This is a genomic window from Vibrio sp. Vb1166 (assembly GCF_033338695.1).
In the GTDB taxonomy this organism is placed as follows: domain Bacteria; phylum Pseudomonadota; class Gammaproteobacteria; order Enterobacterales; family Vibrionaceae; genus Vibrio; species Vibrio alginolyticus.
Genome location: NZ_JAWOTE010000002.1, coordinates 243,038 through 262,668, shown reverse-complemented (window position 1 = coordinate 262,668; position 19,631 = coordinate 243,038). Strand labels below are relative to the sequence as shown.

Below are 19,631 nucleotides of genomic sequence, written 5' to 3'. Positions count from 1 at the left end.
GGAGACGAATATGTCTGAGCAACTGACCCAAGAGCAGATGGATACCATTAATCGCTACAACGAAGAGCAACGTTTAAAGTACTGCGTAAAAGAGATTGTGGCGAATCGTAAGGTTTGGATTCTGAAAGACGAACATGGCTGTGTCATGTTAAATACAGAAGATGATGATTGTGTACCAGTATGGCCAAACGAAGAGTTCGCTTTGCAATGGGCGAATGGTGATTGGGAAGATTGCGAGCCAGAGGCGATCTCTTTAAACAAGTGGCACAGCCGTTGGACCTCTGGTCTAGAGGATGACGAGCTATCGATTGTTGTATTCCCAAATCAAAATGAAGAAGGGGTCGTATTGTTTCCTGACGAGTTTGATTTTGAACTGCGCAAACAAGCGAGCCGCCGTTAGTTTTTTGATTAGTACCCATGCAATAAAGAAGCCTGCGTTAAAGCAGGCTTCTTTATTGCATGGGTACATCTTTGATAAGCTATTTTGTTTGATGGCTTGGCGCTTTATAAAAGTGGCTTTCGACTAGTCGTTGAGTAATAGGATGCTCGGGATGAGTCAGTACTTGGTTGGTCTCGCCAAACTCGACCACTTCACCTTCATGCATCACCATCACTTTATCAGTAATATGCTTAACAATGCCAATGTGTTGAGACACGTACACAAATGACAATCCCATCTCTTCTTGCAACTCGAGGAATAAGTTAATGATCTGCGAGCGCATTGCCATATCCAAACCGTTTAACGCCTCATCAGCGACAATGATGGAAGGTTGAAGAATAAGTGCACGAGCCAAACACACGCGCTGTTTTTGACCGGCAGCTAGCATTTGTGGATAAAAATAGGCGTGCTCAGGCAGCAATCCTACGCGGAGTAGGGTGTTCTTTACACGCTGCATGCGCGCATCTGGCGGCATGTTGGTATTTCGCTTTAGCGGACCTTCTAAAATACGACCAATCTGGATTCGTGGGTTTAACGATGTGTTTGGATCTTGGAAAATCATGCGGATGAGCTTACAGCGTGTCGCGTAATCTTTGTGCTCCAATCGTTCGCCATTCACACGGATCTCTCCGGAGCTTGGTTCAACAACGCCAGCAAGCATGCGAGCTAGTGTGGATTTTCCTGACCCGTTTTGACCAATAAAACCAATAGTTTGCCCTGGCTCTAAAGTAAAGCTTACCGGTTTTACTGCCTCATTAACCTGACGTTTGAACAGACGGGAGCGCGTAACAAATTGCTTCGATAAATTATCGACTTCAAGTAGCGCACTCATGACTTTTTCTCCGTGTTCAATGGAAAGTGGCAGTTAAATTTATGATTCTTAATTCGTCTGGTGTGTGGAATTTCAACACATTGTTTCTGCGCATATGGGCAACGTGGTCCGAGGCGACAACCGATAGGCAGATGCTGCAATGGTGGAATCGAGCCCGGTAGGGATTGGAGTTTTTGCTTGTGTGGTACCCAATCATTAAAGTCAGGCATCGCTTTAAGCAAGGCATCGGTGTACGGGTGCTTGGGTGCCGCAATGATTTTACTGGTATCGGCAGACTCCACTGACTGACCACAATACATTACCGTAATACGTCCTGCCCACTGTGTTATGGTCGCTAAGTCGTGGCCGATAAGCAAAATGGTTGTGTTATTAAGTTGGTTCATGCGGCTCAACAGACGCAAAATTTGCGATTGAGTAATCGGGTCTAAGTCGTTGGTTGGCTCATCTGCTATCAGCAATTTAGGTTTGGTCGCAATCGCCATGGCAATCATGACCTTTTGACACTCACCATCAGTCAGTTCATAAGGGTAGCTACCCATTAAACGCTTGTGATCTTTAATACCCACTTTATGCAAAAGCGCGATGGCCTGTTTTTTACGCCATTTAAATCGCTCCCACCATTTCCCTTCAAATGCGCGAGATGGAATGGATTCAATCAATTGACGCCCGACTTCCTCTGAAGGGTCAAGACAAGTTGAAGGCTCTTGGAAAATCATCGCAATATCACGAGCAATGACGCGCCGACGCTCTTTTGGCGTAAGCTGAAGCAAGTCAATATTGCCAAGGCGCATACGGTCAGCGGTGATGCGCCAGTTATCTTTACTCACACCGACAATCGCTTTTGCAACTAAGCTTTTTCCAGAGCCAGACTCACCTACAAGACCACGAATTTCGCCTTCGTTCAAAGTTAGGCTCATTCGGTCAACGGCTTTGACCAACCCTTGAGGTGTTTCGATCTCAATGGTCAAATGTCGAATATCTAACAACGGCATTATTCGATCCCCGCATTAAGCGCTTGACGTACACCTTCACCTACTAAGTTTAGGGTAATAACAGTAAACATGATGGTCAGGCCGGGTAGGGTCACTGTCCAAGGTGCAATATAAATAAGCTCGACAGAGTCACCTAATATTGCTCCCCACTCGGTGCTTGGTGCCTGTGCGCCTAGGCCAAGAAAACCCAGTGCCGTAATATCTAAAATCGCAGCAGAGAGCGCGAGTGTGATTTCAGCGGCAATGACCGTCAGAATGTTAGGAAGAATTGAACTCCACAGTAAGTAGAAATCATTAGCGCCATCAAGGCGTGCTGCCATTATGTAGTCTTTTTCAACTTCGGTGTGGACTGCGATATAAACGGAGCGAATAAAACGCGGAATCAAAGCCAAGCAGATTGCGAGTAAAATATTGAACCCACCAAAGCCTAGAAATGCCACAAAAATGATTGCTAATAAGAGCGACGGGATCGACATGACGGTATCGAGCAAGTGGTTGAGAGTACTCGACAGTAAGCCTTTCGTCATACCTGCCAATACGCCAATTAAACAGCCTACAACGGCAGCAATTGCGGTGATGGCGACAGCAGCGCCAAATGTCAGCTGAGAGCCCATAATCAGGCGCGAAAGAATATCTCTACCTAAGTCATCGGTCCCCAAAAAGTAATCAACCGTTCCTGCTGGAGCCCATGATGGCGGCACAAGCAACTCACCTGACTGTGCTTGGGCGTCAAATGGTGCAAGTAGGGGGGCAAAAATGGTAATAAGGACGATAAACACCAAGCACCACAAGCCAAACATGGCTAGTCCGTTGGCGCGGTAGCTTCGCCAAAAACGCTCAAACTGTGTTGGAATGCGCTCTTCCTGATAAACGTTATTTGTTAGCATACCATTCCTTTCGAACTAAAGGGTTAATCATCGCGCCAATCAAATCCGAGAGTATGTTAGCGGTAAGAACCAAAGTCGCAAGTACCATCACGCCAGCTTGGATAGATGCATAGTCTTGGCTTGCTAGCGCATCTAAAAGCCAACGACCAATACCTGGCCAGTTAAAAATAGACTCCGTGATGATAGCTAAGGTAATCATACTCGAAAGTTGAACACCAACCTTGGGAATGATAGGCGGTATCGCATTCCGCAATACATGTTGAGTTACGATTTCGCGGTTAGAAAGACCTTTGATTCTCGCTGCACGGATGTAGTTTTGGCTCATCACTTCCGCTACCGAGGAGCGCATTAGTCCGACAACCTGGGTGGTTGGAGCCAAAGCAAGCACCAAACATGGCAGCACCATATGCTCAATGACGCTTTGCAGTGCGTGAGCGCGGTATTCACCTTTCGCCATGAATGCGTCGATAATGGCAAATCCGGTTACATGATCAATTTCGTAAAGCAGGTCATATCGTCCTGCCACGGGAAAGAGTTGGTACTCTAATGAAAAAACCATGATAAGTAACAGAGCCACCCAAAAAATTGGGGCGGAATAACCAGACATCGACATGAATGAAATGCTGGTGTCGAGCCATTTACCTTGCTTCATCCCAGCCACGGTTCCAAGTGGAATACCGATCAAAAGGGACACCAAAAAGGCAAAAAAGCACAGTTCCAAAGTGGCAGGGAATACGACGGCGAGCTCGTCATAAATCGCGTTGCCGTTTTTACTTATGCCAAAATCAAGCTGAGAAAGGTTGATTAAGTAAGTTTGCCAACCAGACCAAAAATCAACGTTTGCCCAGTGCGAGAGAGGGTCAAGGCGAAGCAGAGAAAAACCCACTAATGTAAGGATCATCAAAGTGATGATAAATAGGTTAAAGCGTCGAACGGTATACCAAAACATCAGTGAATTCTCTCAACTCTATCAAACGGTTGGGCATTGAAAGGGCTTGATTTGAAGCCTGTCAGCGATTTGTCGTGCACACGGAACTGCACGCCATGCGCCAGAGGAATAACCGGGAACTCTTGATTCAAAATGTTCTGTGCTTGGCGATATAGGTTCAAACGGTAACGCGGTTCTTGAGTTTCTAACGCCAAATCGAGCAAGAAATCGAAGTCATCGTTACACCACATGGACACGTTAAGGCCAACGCGGTCAGACTCGCAAGATAATAAAGGGCGGAAAAAGTTGTCAGGATCCCCGGTATCACCAATCCAACCTGTTAAAAGTAAATCGATATCGTTGATGTTCTCCAAATCCACACGTTCAAACCTATCATCGGTCAGTAGCGTTAATTTAACCCCAATATCGGCAAAATTCGCTTGGATTAACTCCGCAGTCTTGCGAGGGCTTGGGTTAAAAGCACGTGGTTCAAGTGGTACCCACATGGTCAATTCTAGGCCGTCTTCGTAGCCTGCATCTCGAAGTAGTGCCAATGCATAATTCCGGTCATAACGAATTTTTACGCTGTCTTTTTGATAAGCCCATGAATTTGGTGGTAGCAAGGTATAAGCTTGGGAGCCAGTTCCGTAGTAAACCGAATCTAAAATATTTTGACGGTTGATCGCTAAGTTAAGAGCTTGGCGAACTCGAGCATCACTCAGCGCGGTGGTTTCTGTGTTTATCGCAATAAAGGAAACGTTGTTAGCTGGTGTAGCCGTCAGCTCAAGGTTGTCATTTTCTTGAATGACAGGTATTTGGCTCGAAATAGGTGAAGAGAGTACGTCACACTCGTTTCTTAAAAGTTTAGCTAATGTACCCGTCCCTCTGTGAGAGATATCGAACACCACTTGTTCCATTTTTGCTGGTGACTTCCAGTAATTTGAATGACGCTCTAATCGAATCAAGTCGTTCACTTGGTACTCTTTTAATTGATAAGGGCCGGTACCGATAGGAAGTTGGTCGATTTCTTCTTTATGATCTTTTGCTGCCAATTGCTGTCCATACTCCGCAGACAAGATAACCGCATGGCTGGTGGCAATATTGGCCAAGAAAGAAAAGTTTGGCTGAGATAACGTAAACCTTACCGTATACTCATCTATTGCAACCACGTCTTGGAGTAGGTTTTGAAAATCTAACCCTGCAAACCATGGATAAAAACCACCACCTACTTGGTGAAAAGGATGGTCTACATCGATGATTCGCTTGAAGCTAAATACCACATCTTTTGCATTCAATGGGCGAGTGGGTGTGAACCAAGGTGTGGTTTGGAATTTAACACCACGTTTAAGCTTAAACGTGTATTCCGTCCCTGATTCATTTACTGACCAACTCTCGGCGATGCTTGCCACGGGCTGATGTGATTTAGGATCGAGCGTGAGCAGCGTATCGTACAGCTGCGGGCTCAGAGCCTCTGCGGTAATACCGCTATCAATAAGCTGAGGGTTAAACGTGGTCGGCTTACCTTGTCCGCAAAACACAAAGCCAGCTTTGCGAATATCATTGTGGTCAATTTCATCGCCACAAGCGGTCAGTAGGCTAATCCCAATAAGGCTCAGCGATAATCTTATAAAAGCATTCATAATATGAAATGTTCATTGGATCTTGCTCGTTTCGTTTGATCTTACTCTTTCAAAGCTAACAAGCGAAAATGATCTCGCTAATTTATCACCTTTGTGAACTCGCTCCAAACATAAAATCCATACACTGTAAGGTGTTATGCCATAAATGCATGCGAATTAGAGCGCAGTCACGAGCTCGTGTATTGATTGAGTACTCTCGGTCAAGTTAGCTTTGTCCGACCAAACCATATTTTCTAACCATCCCTCGTAATTGGTGATAGCTCAAGCCAAGTAGCTCGGCTGCTTGTCGTTGATTAAACTTGGCTTCTTCCAATGCACGATTGAGTAAATGGATATCTTGTTCCTCTTGCCATTGTTTATAGTCTAGAGGGAATTGGATGGTGTTGCTTGATGCTTCCTCTTCTTGTTGTTCTGCTTGTTTTGCACTATGGCCAAGCGCGCTGTGCCAAACCGTTTCAAAAGGATTGAAAACCAGTTCATCAATTGGGTGAGCATTCAGACCATGTTGGTAAATCGCACGTTCAATCACGTTTTTTAGTTCGCGGACGTTACCGGGCCATTCATATTCAATAAGCGACTGCTGCGCTTTTGGGGTAAAACCGACAAAGTATTCCAGTTGCAGTTCACGACACATTTTCATCGCGTAGTGCTCTGCTAAAGAGAGAATGTCTTCTTTGCGCTCGCGAAGAGGCGGTAACATAATGACATCGAAGGCTAGCCTGTCGAGCAGATCTGCACGAAAATCACCTTGCTCTGCCAATTTTGGTAGGTCGGCATTGGTTGCACAAACAAGTCGAACATCCGCATTGAGAGCGGTATGACCGCCAACTCGCTCATATTCACCATATTCGATGACGCGTAATAGCTTTTCTTGAACTAAAAGTGGTGCGGTCGCCAGCTCGTCAAGAAACAAAGTACCGCCCTCGGCACGCTCGAAACGCCCTTTATGCTTACCTTTAGAGCCTGTGAAGGAGCCGGATTCATGTCCAAACAATTCGGAATCTATTAGCCCTTCGCTTAATGTCGCACAGTTGAGTGATAGTAGTGGTTTATCCCAACGTCTTGATAAATAATGCAAACGCTGAGCGATGAGTTCTTTACCCGTACCTCGTTCACCAATGATGAGGACAGGGCGCTCAATGGGTGCAAGTTGTGATACTTTATCTAGTACAGCGAGAAAAGCAGGTGATTCACCAATCAGGTTTTGCTTCATAAAGTCCTTCTTATTTAACAGCCGAGCCATGATTTAGAGATAGAGTTGGTAAATTTCACCAACAGTTGGTGAAAAACATCATAGCACAATAGTGTGTAACGACAACAAAATGAATAACACTCTGATTTAAAAGAAAATTATAAGTTGGCACGTTACTTGTTATATATTCAGGGAGACACAAGGTTAATCACCACCTTGTCGAGTTTTAATAGGAAAAAAGAGGAGTTCCGTTATGGGTATTTTTTCTCGATTTGCAGATATCGTTAACTCAAACATCAGTGCATTACTGGACAAGGCGGAAGATCCTGAAAAAATGATCCGTCTTATCATTCAAGAAATGGAAGACACACTTGTTGAAGTGCGTACTAACTCGGCTAAAGCGATTGCAGACAAGAAAGAGTTGGCTCGTAAGGTTGAAACGTTAGAAGAGCAAATTGGCGAATGGGGCCAAAAAGCGAGCTTAGCATTAGTTAAAGAGCGTGAAGATCTAGCTCGTGCAGCGTTAATTGAAAAGCAAAAGCTAGAGCAAGTGATTAAAGGCCTCCACACTGAGCAAACCTTAGTGGAAGAAACGATCGATAAGCTTACTGGCGAGATTGGTAAGTTGGAAAGCAAAATTGCTGAAACGCGCGCAAAACAGCAAGCACTAGCAATTCGTAACCAAACTGCATCTAACCGTCGTGATGTGCAAAAACACCTGCACACTAGCCGTACTAATGAAGCGATGGCGAAATTCGAGCAATACTCACGTAAAGTGGATGAAATGGAAGCGGAAGCAGACCTGTATGCTCAAACCGGTAATGCTAAATCGCTAGAACAAGAGTTTGCAGAGTTGCAGGCACAAGACGAAATTGAAAAAGAGTTGGCAAAACTGAAAGAACAGATGTCATCGAAAGATAAATAAGAAAGGAGCCATTTATGTCGGCATTTTTTATAGCAGGACCAGTGATTGTCTTTTTAATCTTTGTCGCTCCACTATGGCTCTTCTTACACTATCGCAGCAAACGCAAAACAGATAGTGCACTGTCGAGCCAGGATTTAGAGCGCCTTCAGGTACTATCTGAAAAAGCAGAAGCGATGCAGTCCCGAGTTGATACATTGGAGCGCATCTTGGATGCTGAGTCACCAACATGGAGACGCAAGTATGAATAATCGAGAACTGTATCGTGATCCAGTAAATGGCAAAATCTCCGGTGTTTGCGCCGGTATTGCCAACTACTTTGGTGCAGAAGTTTGGTTGATTCGTATTGTAGTGATTTCTGCAGCGCTGTTAGGTGGTACGTTTTTGGTATTGTTAGCGTACGTCGCGATGGCGTTTATGTTAGAAAAGCAACCAGTAACGTATTCTGAAAATATCAGAGCGCAGCAAGAGCATACGCTCAAAAGTAAGCCTTGGCAGAAAGGGCAAAGCCCTGATCAACTGCTCAGTGTGTTGGAAAGGGATTTTGACCGTCTTGATGGCAAAATTCGTAACATGGAAGCTTATGTTACGTCTGATACATATAGGGTGAACAGAGAATTCAGTAAGCTTTAGGCATTTTGTATCCAAAGAAGATTTAACTGAAGCAGGCATAAAGCCTGCTTTTTTATCACAAATTACTAATTTTAAAGCACTATTAATCTTTTCTGCTCTGGAAGTTCGTTCAAAATTCATCTACTTTAAAAATAATCCCCCAATTTTTATGGATGAATGTAATGAGAAAATTGCTCATTCCTATTGCCATCTCGGCTGTCTTGTCGGGGTGCGGTAAAGAACTTCCTCCTGTTCCTGAACCTGAATCGCGCCCTGCGAAGCTATTTACAGTATCTGTTGGCAATGCCCAGTTTGAGCGACATTTTCCTGCCACGACGGAAGCTGGCGATAGAGCAGTACTGACATTTCGAGTTCCTGGGCTTCTTCAAACGATAGAAGTGAATGAAGGTCAAGTCGTCAGTAAAGGTGATGTTTTGGCGTCATTAAACCCAGATGAATATTCTCTGCTCGAACAGCAAGCTCGGGCAAATTTTTTGCTCGCAGATGTGCAATACAAGCGATACCAAAAGCTACGTAAAGACCAAGTAGTATCTGAGCAAGATTTTGATGAGGCAAAAGCGAACCACAACTCGGCAAAAGCTCAATGGAATCAAGCAAAGGCAAACTTAAGGTATACCAAACTTGTCGCGCCATATGATGGAACTATTTCGTACATTCCAGCAGAAAACCATGAATATGTTGCCGCGAAAGAAGGGGTGATGAATATTCAGTCCAACCAACTCCTCAAAGTGATATTCCAAATCCCAGACTATCTTCTAAATCGTTACACGCAGGGGAGCGATGTCTCTGCCAGAATGATATTTGATGCGTTCCCCGAGCGAGCCTTTGACTTAACCTTTCAGGAAATCGATACAGAAGCCGACCCTAAAACGGGCAGTTACAAAGTCACGATGGTCATGGAGCGGCCAGCAGAAATTGGCCTTTTGCCGGGAATGTCTGGCAATGCTTACCTCCTGTCCAAAAGTGCAGGAGCGACAAAGATTCCTAACTCCGCGTTGCTAGAAGAAAACGGCAAAACATACGTTTGGCGTGTCGATGAGCAAGGCATTGTATCCAAAGCCGCAATTGAGATGAATGACAAAAATCAAGTGTTAGCCGGGCTTAACGATGGCGACCAAATCATTATCTCGGGTGTCAGTGTAATTGAACCCGGAATTAAGGTAAGAGCGTGGATTAAGGAAAGAGGGTTGTAATATGAAAGGAATCATCTCTCTAGCGACTTTACTTTCAACGCTTTTTCTCGTTGGCTGTGGGGATAAGGCGCCAGAAAAAGAGCTCGAAACGCCACGAGTTAGAGTTACGTCATTAGCGGGAAACAAGGTGGATGACAACTTGTACTTCCCTGCGGTTGCGAATGCAGCGGATCGCTCTCATTTGAGCTTCAGAGTGGCAGGAGAAGTCAGCCGCATCATGGTAAAAGAGGGCGACAAAGTCACGAAGGGTGATGTTATTGCAACGCTAGATCCCACTGACTATGAGTTGGATGTAGATAATGCGAGTGCGCGTTTTTCTGTTGTCGACAGTCAGTATCGCCGCTCACGCCCTTTGGTTGATAAAGGCCTATTAGCTAAGTCTCAGTTTGATGAAATTGCAGCACAACGACAAATCGCCTTAGCTGAGCTTCAGTTAGCCAAACTTCGTCTATCATTTACTGCCTTAAAAGCGCCCGTGGATGGGATTATTTCGCGAGTTAATATCGACCAATTCGAAAATGTTCAAGTCGGACAGCATATCGTTAATATTCACAGCTTGGAGCGAGTCGAAGTGTTGATTCAGCTTCCTGACCGCCTCTATGTGAACCAACCGCCAACGGAAGAAAGGCTTACCGCGATCAAAGCATTAGTGCGCGTGCCCAGTGGTAACGAATATAACGCGACGGTAAAAGAATTTACAACCGAACCCGACCCAACAACAGGTACGTTTACTGTCACACTGTCGCTTCCTATGCCGGAAGAAGAGTACATCCTAGATGGTATGGCTGTTGAGGTAACTTCTAAAGACGAGAATGTTGGGCTTGATCTCAACCTAGGAATTAATGTTCCTATCGAAGCCATTTTTAATGCGGATGGTGACGAGCTGGGGCGCGAAAACAAATTTGTTTGGGTACTGAATGACGACAATACGGTATCGCGCAAACAGGTGCGAGCAGGTAAGGCATCTAAAACGTCCATTCAAATCCTTGATGGTCTCATGCTCAAAGACAAAGTCGTGATTGCCGGTGTTTCTCGATTAAGGGATGGCATGAAAGTGGAAGTGATACAGGAAATGGCTACGCAGGAGGCCGGTCTATGAGCGATCTTAATAAATCAGTGCCTCAAAGTGATGATGATGTGACCGGTATTGCTGCGTACTTCATCCGAAATCGCGTCATCAGTTGGATGGTCGCACTGATATTTTTGATTGGTGGTATCGCCGCATTCTTTGGTTTAGGGCGTCTTGAGGACCCTGCTTTTACTATTAAAGATGCGATGGTAGTGACCTCTTACCCTGGTGCGACACCGCAACAAGTCGAAGAAGAAGTGACGTACCCAATCGAAAAAGCGATTCAGCAGCTTACTTATGTTGATGAAGTAAATTCGATTTCTAGCCGGGGATTATCTCAAATCACGGTCACGATGAAGAACAATTATGGCCCTGATGATCTACCACAAATTTGGGATGAGTTGCGCCGTAAAGTGAACGACCTTAAAGGGACGTTGCCTCCAGGTGTGAATGAACCTCAAGTGATCGATGATTTTGGTGATGTTTACGGGATTTTGTTAGCGGTGACTGGCGACGGTTATAGCTATAAAGAGCTACTGGATTACGTCGATTACTTACGCCGAGAGCTCGAACTGGTTGATGGCGTGAGTAAAGTTTCGGTATCCGGGCAACAGCAAGAGCAAGTTTTCATCGAAGTATCGATGAAAAAGCTGAGCAGTATAGGTCTTGCTCCGGATACCGTGTTTAATCTTCTTTCGACGCAAAACGTGGTTTCTGACGCAGGGGCGATCAGAATTGGTGACGAGTACATCAGAATTCAGCCGACTGGCGAGTTCCAGAGTGTGGAGGAGCTGGGTGATTTGTTGATTACTGAGTCGGGCGCTCAGGGGCTCATTTTCTTGAAAGATGTGGCGGAAATAAAACGCGGGTATGTAGAAGTACCGAGTAATGTTATTAATTTTAACGGCAGCCTTGCACTGAACGTGGGTGTTTCTTTTGCTGAAGGCGTCAATGTGGTTGAAGTCGGAAAAGCGTTTGATCATCGCCTTGCCGAGCTAAAGTACCAACAACCTGTCGGTATCGAAATCTCGGAAATTTACAGTCAGCCTAAAGAGGTGGATAAATCGGTTAGCGGTTTTGTTGTCAGCTTGGCTCAAGCTGTCGGTATCGTCATTATCGTACTTCTGTTCTTTATGGGGCTACGTTCTGGGCTACTAATCGGTTTAATCTTGCTGCTGACGGTGCTGGGTACGTTCATTTTCATGAAGTATCTCGCGATAGATTTGCAGCGGATTTCATTAGGTGCCTTGGTTATCGCGTTAGGTATGCTGGTGGACAATGCAATCGTCGTGGTTGAGGGGATTTTGATTGGTACGCAAAAAGGGCGAACTCGACTCCAAGCAGCGACCGACATTGTTACCCAAACAAAGTGGCCATTACTTGGGGCAACTGTGATTGCGGTAACTGCATTTGCGCCAATTGGACTGTCTGAAGACTCGACGGGCGAATACTGTGGCACTTTATTTACGGTTCTGCTGATCTCTTTAATGTTGAGCTGGTTTACCGCTATCTCGTTGACACCATTCTTTGCTGACATCTTCTTTAAAGGCCAGAAGATTAAACAAGGTGAAGGGGAAGAAAATGATCCATATAACGGGGTTATTTTCGTTATTTATAAAAAGTTTCTTCAGTTTTGTATGCGTCGTGCTTGGTTTACCGTTGTGGTGCTGATTGCGGGATTAGCGGCAAGTGTTTACGGGTTCACCTTTGTGAAGCAAGCGTTTTTCCCATCTTCGACAACGCCGATTTTTCAGTTAGATGTATGGATGCCAGAAGGAACTGATATTCGAGCAACCAACACAACGCTTAAAGAGTTAGAAAGTTGGTTAGCTAAGCAAGAGCATGTTGACCATATCACGACGACCGCGGGTAAAGGCTTACAGCGCTTCATGTTAACGTACGCGCCAGAGAAAAGTTATGCGGCTTATGGTGAGATAACCACTCGTATGGAAAATTACGAAGCGTTGAAACCATTAATGGCGAAGTTTCGAGAGTATTTAAAAGCCAACTACCCAGAAATCAATTACAAGCTCAAACAGATTGAGTTAGGCCCTGGTGGTGGTGCAAAAATTGAAGCTCGCATTATTGGCTCAGATCCAACCGTCCTTCGTACGATAGCCGCTCAGGTCAAGGACATCATGTACGCCGACCCTCAGGCAACAAATATCAGGCATGATTGGCGTGAACGAACCCAAGTTCTTGAACCTCAGTTTAACGAGAGTCAGGCACGTCGCTATGGCATTACCAAATCGGACGTCGATGATTTCTTGTCCATGTCATTCTCTGGAATGACGATAGGCTTATACCGAGACGGCACGACGCTCATGCCTATAGTGGCTCGTTTACCAGAAGATGAGCGCATTGATATTCGTAACATCGAAGGCATGAAAATATGGAGTCCAGCACAGAGTGAGTTTATCCCACTTCAACAAGTCACAATGGGTTACGACATGCGTTGGGAGGATCCTATCATCGTACGTAAGAACCGTAAGCGTATGCTCACTGTGATGGCAGACCCTGATATTCTAGGTGAAGAAACCGCATCGACGTTGCAAAAACGTTTACAGCCCCAAATCGAAGCGATTCAAATGCCTCCTGGCTATTCACTAGAGTGGGGTGGTGAATACGAATCTTCTGGTGATGCTCAAGAGTCGCTGTTTACTACCATGCCAATGGGGTACTTGTTCATGTTCTTGATCACTGTATTCCTATTTAACTCTATCAAAGAGCCACTCATTGTTTGGCTTACCGTGCCGCTGGCGTTAATTGGTGTCACTACCGGTTTGTTGGCGCTCAACACGCCGTTTGGTTTTATGGCATTGCTCGGCTTCTTAAGCTTATCGGGAATGGTGCTCAAAAATGGCATCGTATTACTGGACCAAATTGAAATTGAAATGAAGTCCGGTAAAGAGGCTTATGACGCGGTCGTTGATGCTGCGGTAAGTCGCGTCCGTCCCGTTTGTATGGCTGCTATCACGACGATCCTTGGTATGATCCCACTGTTGCCAGATATTTTCTTCAAACCAATGGCGGTTACGATTATGTTTGGTTTGGGTTTTGCGACAGTCCTGACACTGATTGTCGTGCCAGTGTTGTATCGTTTGTTCCATAAAGTGGCAGTACCGAAACAGGCTTAGTGCTACTGATATAACGATGAAAAGTATTGCGCCTCTAGCTCATCAGTTAGAGGCGCTTTTTAAGGAAGAATAATGACAGAACAAAAAACGTGTGCGTGGGCGATGAATCACCCATTAGAGCGCGAATATCATGATTCCGAATGGGGCGTGCCAGTATATGACGACCAAGTCCTGTTTGAATTTATTACTTTGGAAGGTGCGCAAGCTGGACTTAGCTGGATCACCATCCTTAAAAAACGCGAAGGTTACAGAGAAGCGTTCGAGAATTACGATCTAGATGCGTTGGAACAAAGAAATGAAGAACGCGCTGAATACATCGTGGAAAACTTCGATGTTGTGAGACATCGCGGAAAGATTAACTCGGTATTCAGTAATGCCAAAGCGGCTAAAGCGTTAATTGCTGAATACGGGAGTTTATCAGACGCGTTGTGGCAGTTCGTGGACGGCGAACCAATCATTAATCAATGGCAACATATGAGTGACGTACCAGCTTCGACAGAGCAATCCAAAGCCATGAGTAAATTCCTAAAAAAGAAAGGCTTCAAGTTTGTCGGTGAAACCATCTGTTATGCTTTCATGCAAGCCGTCGGCATGGTGGATGACCATATCGTTAGATGTCCTAAAAAGCAGAATAAGTAACGTTTGGCGATTAAGCTAATGTTGTTAGTTCTGGCTATCATGAATACGTTCCAAAGCTTCGATTCGACGCCATTGAGTGGCATCGAAGCTTTGTTTTCTTAAAGAAATGATTTCTGCCTGTTTTTCGTCTTGCCCTAGAAAATCCCTATTCAGAATATTTTGACGCTGCTTTAAGTAAGTGGCGAGTTGAGTCTCAAATGATGCTCTTTGCTCATCAAGCTTTTGCAGCCTCTGCGCTCCGGCATCTCCTACCAGAGCAACACGGGCGATGTACTTGTCTTGTGAATCAAGCTGAGAAGCTTGCTCGAGCTGCTTTGCTAATGCGTTATTGCGTTCACTTTCTCGTATGTAATCCGGTTGTTCTGATAACGCTTGATTGAGAAGGTGTTCTTGACTCTCGATATCCGATGCCTGTGTTTTAATCGTCAGCTTTTCTAAAGCAAGTTGGCGAAGTCGGTTTTCTTCGTCAAACAATTGGGTTATCTGCGCCTCGCTAAAGTATTGAAGCTGTAAGTTCAGTATTGCTTCATTCAGCATGGTTAACTGTTCAAGCGTTAGGTGATTGTGCTCAAAAGGCTCTAATGCAGAGAGTGCTTGCTTGTAGGAAAGGTAGGTTTGAAAAAGTTTGGCATCAATATTCAGAGTTTGCTTTGCTAAAGTGTCATCATTGACTTCCGCTTTGATCGTATCGAGATCTTCTTCGCCCAGCCGGCTAAGAGAATATTCGAAGAAATCTTTTGGGGAAGAGACATCGGCGGCTATATCTTGCTGAGATGGCGAATGGTTAGAGGTTATCTCTTGTTGTTTGTCGCTTTGCAACAGAGAAAGCGCTCCCACGCCAAATATCGAGAGCAGGATAAAAGTGGTGAGAGCGACTTTCTTCATTGTGATGACCTCTTATAAACCTTGAAGTTTGAGACGATTTGCATGTTGGCGATAAAGCGTGACTGGATCGGTTTCAAAAAGATGATGAATACCGAGTAGACCGTTAATTTCATCCAAATGGTTCATTTGATAATCATCACGTATGACTTTGCCTAAATGTGTGCTGCACGCACCAACTAAGCCATCATTCGGCCCATCAAAGGCTAAGCCAAGTACCATCATGGCAGCGTCAGTCGGATCGAAAACGTTTGTAAAAGTGGATGATCCGGTCCATGAGTAGTAATAAACGCCATTTGAAGCTAGCAAGTCGCCATTACCACATTCACTGGTAGGGACTCCCTCTGGGTAGTGCTGGTTAAACGCCAATGATCCTTCCGTGGTCAAGGCTGCTAATGAGGCTAAAGGGTCTTGGTCGAGATCAGAACCACCTGATAGAAGATTAATAAGAGTGGTTAAACCTTGCGCCAGTTTTACCGCGAGCTGCTCACTCCCCGAACCCTCAGATACGGTGCCACGAACTAAATCGGCTACTTTAGACCCTTTATTAACGCCTCCTATACTCGTAACTGATGCGACTAGGTCAGGACGGACAGAGGCAACATAGCGCGTTGTTGGACCACCATGACTGTGACCAATGAGATTGACTTTCTCTGCGCCTGTAGCTGCAAGTAAGGTTTCTACTTGAGCAAGCAGTTGCTCCCCTCGAACTTCGCTGCTATTGGTCGCGGATACCTGTGCAACATAAACTTTAGCACCATCTTTTGTTAAGGAATGTGGTATTCCGAAAAAGTAATCAACGCCTGCCAGGGTATCAAAACCAAACAAACCGTGAACCAAGACAATCGGATACTTGGTTTGGGTATAACCTGTTGCAGCGTATACGGAGGTTATTGGGACGGTAACTAAGGTAAAAAGCATTAGCGCTATAAATTTGAGTTTCAAAACTATCTCCTTGTGGTATGACCTCTTATGAATGATAAAAAGTAGGAGAGAAACTCTAAATTTGAAAAGCCTATTTATGGCACATTATTTCATTCTGTGACTGCTCAATTGAAAAACAACACAAATGATTAACATTAATTAATGGTTCGGGCGAATGTTAGTTAATTCTAATTAAGTCAGAGGGTTATAAAAACGCCCCGCAATGCAGGGCGATTCAATCATTGTTATAGGGAGGCTTCTTTTTCAAGCATTAAGGCATTATAACGCGCAAAACCAGCCTCTAAATCAGCGATCAAGTCATTTACGTCTTCTAAGCCAATATGAATACGAACCAAAGTACCTTCAAAGTGTGGGTGAGCTACGGTTCTCAGGCTGTTAAAGCTCTTAGGTTCGTTAGCTAGAATGAGGCTTTCATAACCGCCCCAAGAGTAACCCATACTGAAGTGTTTCATACCATCAAGCAGAGCCGTCGTCGCTTTTGGATAAGACGTTTTGAGAACAAATGAAAACAAGCCGTTTCCACCTGTGAAGTCTCGTTTGAAAAACTCATGGCCAGGGCTTGTTTCTAAAGCTGGATGGCGGACATGATCAACTTCTGGGCGAGAAGCGAGCCACTGAGCGACTTTTAAACTGCTTTCTGCGTGCTGTCTTAGGCGAACATCCAACGTGCGAATACCTCGAAGACCTAGGTATGCGTCGTCAGGAGAAACGCACTGACCCATCAGGTAGCTTTGTTCACGAAGCTGATCCCAATACTTTTCAGAAGCCACAGCAGTACCTAGCATGACATCTGAATGTCCAACAATATACTTAGTTGCCGCTTGAATGGAAATGTCTACGCCATGCTCGAAAGGAGAGAAGTTCACGCCTGCTCCCCATGTGTTGTCAAGCATCACGATGATATCTTGCTCGTGGGCAATGCGCGCTAATGTAGGTACATCTTGGACTTCCATGGTTATTGAACCAGGAGACTCCAAGAAAAGGACTTTGGTATTCGGCTGAATCAAGTCTCGGATACCTTCACCGATCATTGGGTCATAATAGGTGGTTTCGATGCCCATTTTCTTCATTATGGTGTTACAAAAGTCACGAGTTGGTTCGTAACAAGTGTCCACCATTAGAATGTGATCGCCAGTTTCAACGAAAGAGAGGATGGCGTTTGAAATTGCTGCCGTTCCACAAGGGTAAAGCGCGCAACCAGCTCCACCTTCAATCTCAACCATTGCGTCTTGGAAAGCAAAGTGCGTGTTGGTGCCTCGGCGACCATAAAACAATGTTTTGTTTGCACGATTAATGGTGGCTTGGTTCTTTTCTGCAACGGTATTGAATACCACGGTTGAAGCGCGTTGAACGGGTGGGTTTACAACACCATTTGTCCACTTTTTATCGCGGCCAGCGGTAATGAGTTTGGTTTTTTTTCCCTCTGACATAAAAGTTCCCTGTCTTAAATATTGCGGTTTTGAATATTTAAAACATGGACGACGTAGGTTATGCAAGGGAAAAGTCAACTATCAGCCAATAACAGCCAAGATGAACAGGTAATGATGTCGAGAGGTATCGTGTAGATAGGGAGCTAAAAGAACAAACCTCCAGCAGGATGCATGTAGCGCTGGAGGTTTTTTAGCCTGTGTATTTGAGGTATTAGAGGAGTGGATTGAAGAGATAGAACACTCGCTCTAAGAACCGAGAAAATAGGCTCCTTTTCTCCCATTCTTCCAATACAACAGTGTGAGATTGCTTAATATAGCTATCTTGTAACCAAGACATTTGCTTGGTGAACTCTTCGTCATCAACGGCGAGGGTCACTTCGAAGTTCAGCCACAAGCTGCGCATATCCATGTTTACGGTGCCAACTAAACAGAATTGGTCGTCAATTACGACAGATTTTGTATGCAGCAAACCACCATAAAACTCATAAATCTTGACCCCTGCACTCAAGAGCTCACTATAAAAAGCGCGTGAAGCCCATTGCACCATCATAGAGTCATTTTTATGGGGAATAATGAGTTCAACGTTAATGCCTCGTTGTGCTGTCATCTTTAACGTTTCGAGTAAATCAGCATTGGGCACGAAATATGGTGTTGTGATTCGTACCGAGCGATTGGCTTGGTTTATTGCCAATGTTAATACTTGATAGATCAGATATTCCGGCATACCTGGGCCAGAAGGCACAACCTGAATAGGGTGTTGGAATTCACTCTCATCGATCTTGCATTCAGGTAGTCTTGGTAAATGACGTTCGCCAGTTTCGACTTCCCAATCCCAACAGTGGATGGCACTCAATACGTTTACCGTTGGTCCTGTAATGCGAACCATGATATCCACCCAATGCCCAACGCCACTATTTTGCTTGAAGTAAGCCGGGTCAACCAAGTTCATTGAACCTGTATAAGCAATTTCATCATCAATTACGATGATCTTGCGATGTTGGCGAAGATCAAGACGACGTAAGAAAATACGCCACATCTTCACTTCTAACGCTTGAATAACTTCAATTCCAGCATCCTGCATCATTCGATACCAAGGACTTCTGAAAAAACGTGGACTACCTGCTGAATCGAGCAATAGTTTGACATCTACGCCGCGTTTAGCCGCTTGAATAAGCGCAGAAGCGACAGAGTCAGCCAAACCACCCGGATGCCAAATGTAGAATACCATTCGAATACTGCTCTGCGCGTTTTCGATGTCTTCAATAATGGAATGCAAAATCTCATTAGGTGACTGTTGCAGCGACAATGTATTACCGCTCAATGCGGGAAGACCAAGGCGGTTGTTACAAAGTTCATCAATTCGGTAGATGTGCCTTCCCATCGTTTCTGGGTTGTGCGCGTTACAGTCGTTAAGCTGACTGAACCACTTCTCGAATGGTGTAAACATCTCTTTCGCACGTTCGGCTCGCTTTCTGCCTAAGTTCAGTTCACCGAAGAGGAAATAACATGCGACACCCAGAACGGGAAGGATATAAATGATCATTAGCCAAGCTAAAGACACGCTCACTGCACGGCGCTTTAAAACGACACGAATGGTCACACCTGCGACCAGTAACCAATATAGCCCGATGCCAGCTAAAGTAAGAAAGTGATAAAACTTGTCCATATACGCTCAGAGTAATATGCCCTTCTAGGATATTAAGCATAAAAGTGGGTTGGGGGAATAGATTTCCCATTTAGACGTGGGATTGACCTTATATGAGGAACGAATTTCATAACAGCTGATTCTGTTATTTTAATGTGAAAAATAAGGTCATTCTTTAACTTTTGAACAAAAAAGCAGCATTTAACCTGCGTAACTCGACACTTGT

General features: G+C 44.8%; 18 protein-coding genes. 8 read left to right on the top strand and 10 right to left on the bottom strand.

What is annotated here, in order from left to right; translation table 11 throughout:
* Nucleotides 1-10 precede the first annotated feature (10 nt).
* Nucleotides 11-400 carry a DUF2750 domain-containing protein gene (locus R7E51_RS03590; protein WP_005378129.1) on the top strand — a complete coding sequence of 130 codons (390 nt, stop codon included), beginning with the start codon at nucleotides 11-13 and terminating at the stop codon, nucleotides 398-400.
* A 79-nt stretch (nucleotides 401-479) separates the two neighbouring features.
* On the opposite strand, the gene R7E51_RS03585 is transcribed toward R7E51_RS03590, so the two are convergent.
* The 6 genes from R7E51_RS03585 to pspF all read right to left on the bottom strand — a co-directional run bounded on the left by R7E51_RS03585 (nucleotide 480) and on the right by pspF (nucleotide 6,931).
* Entirely contained in the window at nucleotides 480-1,271 is a 792-nt protein-coding gene (locus tag R7E51_RS03585) for a peptide ABC transporter ATP-binding protein (protein WP_005393308.1), read from the bottom strand.
* Complete coding sequence (locus R7E51_RS03580; RefSeq protein WP_005378126.1) at nucleotides 1,268-2,263, bottom strand: peptide ABC transporter ATP-binding protein; 996 nt, start codon at nucleotides 2,261-2,263, stop codon at nucleotides 1,268-1,270. Before R7E51_RS03580 ends, R7E51_RS03585 begins: the two co-directional genes overlap by 4 nt.
* On the bottom strand, nucleotides 2,263-3,150 hold the full coding sequence (locus tag R7E51_RS03575; RefSeq protein WP_005378123.1) for an ABC transporter permease subunit: 888 nt from the start codon (nucleotides 3,148-3,150) through the stop codon (nucleotides 2,263-2,265). Before R7E51_RS03575 ends, R7E51_RS03580 begins: the two co-directional genes overlap by 1 nt.
* Nucleotides 3,137-4,099, bottom strand: a complete 963-nt coding sequence (locus tag R7E51_RS03570) for an ABC transporter permease (RefSeq protein WP_005378122.1) — start codon at nucleotides 4,097-4,099, stop codon at nucleotides 3,137-3,139. The genes R7E51_RS03575 and R7E51_RS03570 overlap by 14 nt, the downstream gene beginning before the upstream one ends.
* Nucleotides 4,099-5,718, bottom strand: coding sequence for an ABC transporter substrate-binding protein SapA (gene sapA, locus R7E51_RS03565; RefSeq protein ID WP_033905101.1), 1,620 nt, complete (start codon nucleotides 5,716-5,718; stop codon nucleotides 4,099-4,101). Before sapA ends, R7E51_RS03570 begins: the two co-directional genes overlap by 1 nt.
* Before the next feature lie 205 nt (nucleotides 5,719-5,923).
* Entirely contained in the window at nucleotides 5,924-6,931 is a 1,008-nt protein-coding gene (pspF, locus tag R7E51_RS03560) for a phage shock protein operon transcriptional activator (RefSeq protein ID WP_017820869.1), read from the bottom strand.
* Between the two features lie 232 nt (nucleotides 6,932-7,163).
* Between pspF and pspA the strand changes: the two genes are divergently transcribed.
* The 7 genes from pspA (at nucleotide 7,164) to R7E51_RS03525 (ending at nucleotide 14,503) form a co-directional block, all read left to right on the top strand.
* Nucleotides 7,164-7,835: a phage shock protein PspA gene (gene pspA / locus R7E51_RS03555; protein ID WP_005378119.1), complete on the top strand. Its 672-nt coding sequence runs from the start codon at nucleotides 7,164-7,166 to the stop codon at nucleotides 7,833-7,835.
* A gap of 14 nt (nucleotides 7,836-7,849) precedes the next feature.
* Entirely contained in the window at nucleotides 7,850-8,083 is a 234-nt protein-coding gene (gene pspB, locus R7E51_RS03550; RefSeq protein WP_005378117.1) for an envelope stress response membrane protein PspB, read from the top strand.
* Nucleotides 8,076-8,465: an envelope stress response membrane protein PspC gene (gene pspC, locus R7E51_RS03545; protein WP_017634673.1), complete on the top strand. Its 390-nt coding sequence runs from the start codon at nucleotides 8,076-8,078 to the stop codon at nucleotides 8,463-8,465. The genes pspB and pspC overlap by 8 nt, the downstream gene beginning before the upstream one ends.
* A gap of 161 nt (nucleotides 8,466-8,626) precedes the next feature.
* Nucleotides 8,627-9,658 carry an efflux RND transporter periplasmic adaptor subunit gene (locus R7E51_RS03540; RefSeq protein WP_005378114.1) on the top strand — a complete coding sequence of 344 codons (1,032 nt, stop codon included), beginning with the start codon at nucleotides 8,627-8,629 and terminating at the stop codon, nucleotides 9,656-9,658.
* Between the two features lies 1 nt (nucleotide 9,659).
* On the top strand, nucleotides 9,660-10,757 hold the full coding sequence (locus R7E51_RS03535) for an efflux RND transporter periplasmic adaptor subunit (protein ID WP_005378112.1): 1,098 nt from the start codon (nucleotides 9,660-9,662) through the stop codon (nucleotides 10,755-10,757).
* Nucleotides 10,754-13,864, top strand: a complete 3,111-nt coding sequence (gene vmeI, locus R7E51_RS03530) for an efflux RND transporter permease subunit VmeI (RefSeq protein WP_132936570.1) — start codon at nucleotides 10,754-10,756, stop codon at nucleotides 13,862-13,864. The genes R7E51_RS03535 and vmeI overlap by 4 nt, the downstream gene beginning before the upstream one ends.
* Before the next feature lie 72 nt (nucleotides 13,865-13,936).
* Nucleotides 13,937-14,503 carry a DNA-3-methyladenine glycosylase I gene (locus R7E51_RS03525; protein WP_132936571.1) on the top strand — a complete coding sequence of 189 codons (567 nt, stop codon included), beginning with the start codon at nucleotides 13,937-13,939 and terminating at the stop codon, nucleotides 14,501-14,503.
* Between the two features lie 24 nt (nucleotides 14,504-14,527).
* On the opposite strand, the gene R7E51_RS03520 is transcribed toward R7E51_RS03525, so the two are convergent.
* From R7E51_RS03520 to cls, 4 genes are all read right to left on the bottom strand, one after another.
* The gene (locus tag R7E51_RS03520) at nucleotides 14,528-15,388 is read right to left on the bottom strand and encodes a lipase secretion chaperone (RefSeq protein ID WP_132936572.1); all 861 of its coding nucleotides are present in this window, start codon (nucleotides 15,386-15,388) and stop codon (nucleotides 14,528-14,530) included.
* A gap of 12 nt (nucleotides 15,389-15,400) precedes the next feature.
* A complete protein-coding gene (locus tag R7E51_RS03515; protein ID WP_086013868.1) occupies nucleotides 15,401-16,330 on the bottom strand; it encodes an esterase/lipase family protein in 930 nt (309 codons plus the stop codon).
* 224 nt (nucleotides 16,331-16,554) lie between these two features.
* Nucleotides 16,555-17,760 (bottom strand): cystathionine beta-lyase, encoded by a 1,206-nt coding sequence (locus R7E51_RS03510; RefSeq protein WP_042522027.1) that lies wholly within the window; start codon nucleotides 17,758-17,760, stop codon nucleotides 16,555-16,557.
* A 211-nt stretch (nucleotides 17,761-17,971) separates the two neighbouring features.
* On the bottom strand, nucleotides 17,972-19,426 hold the full coding sequence (gene cls, locus R7E51_RS03505; protein ID WP_017820861.1) for a cardiolipin synthase: 1,455 nt from the start codon (nucleotides 19,424-19,426) through the stop codon (nucleotides 17,972-17,974).
* Between the last annotated feature and the right edge of the window lie 205 nt (nucleotides 19,427-19,631).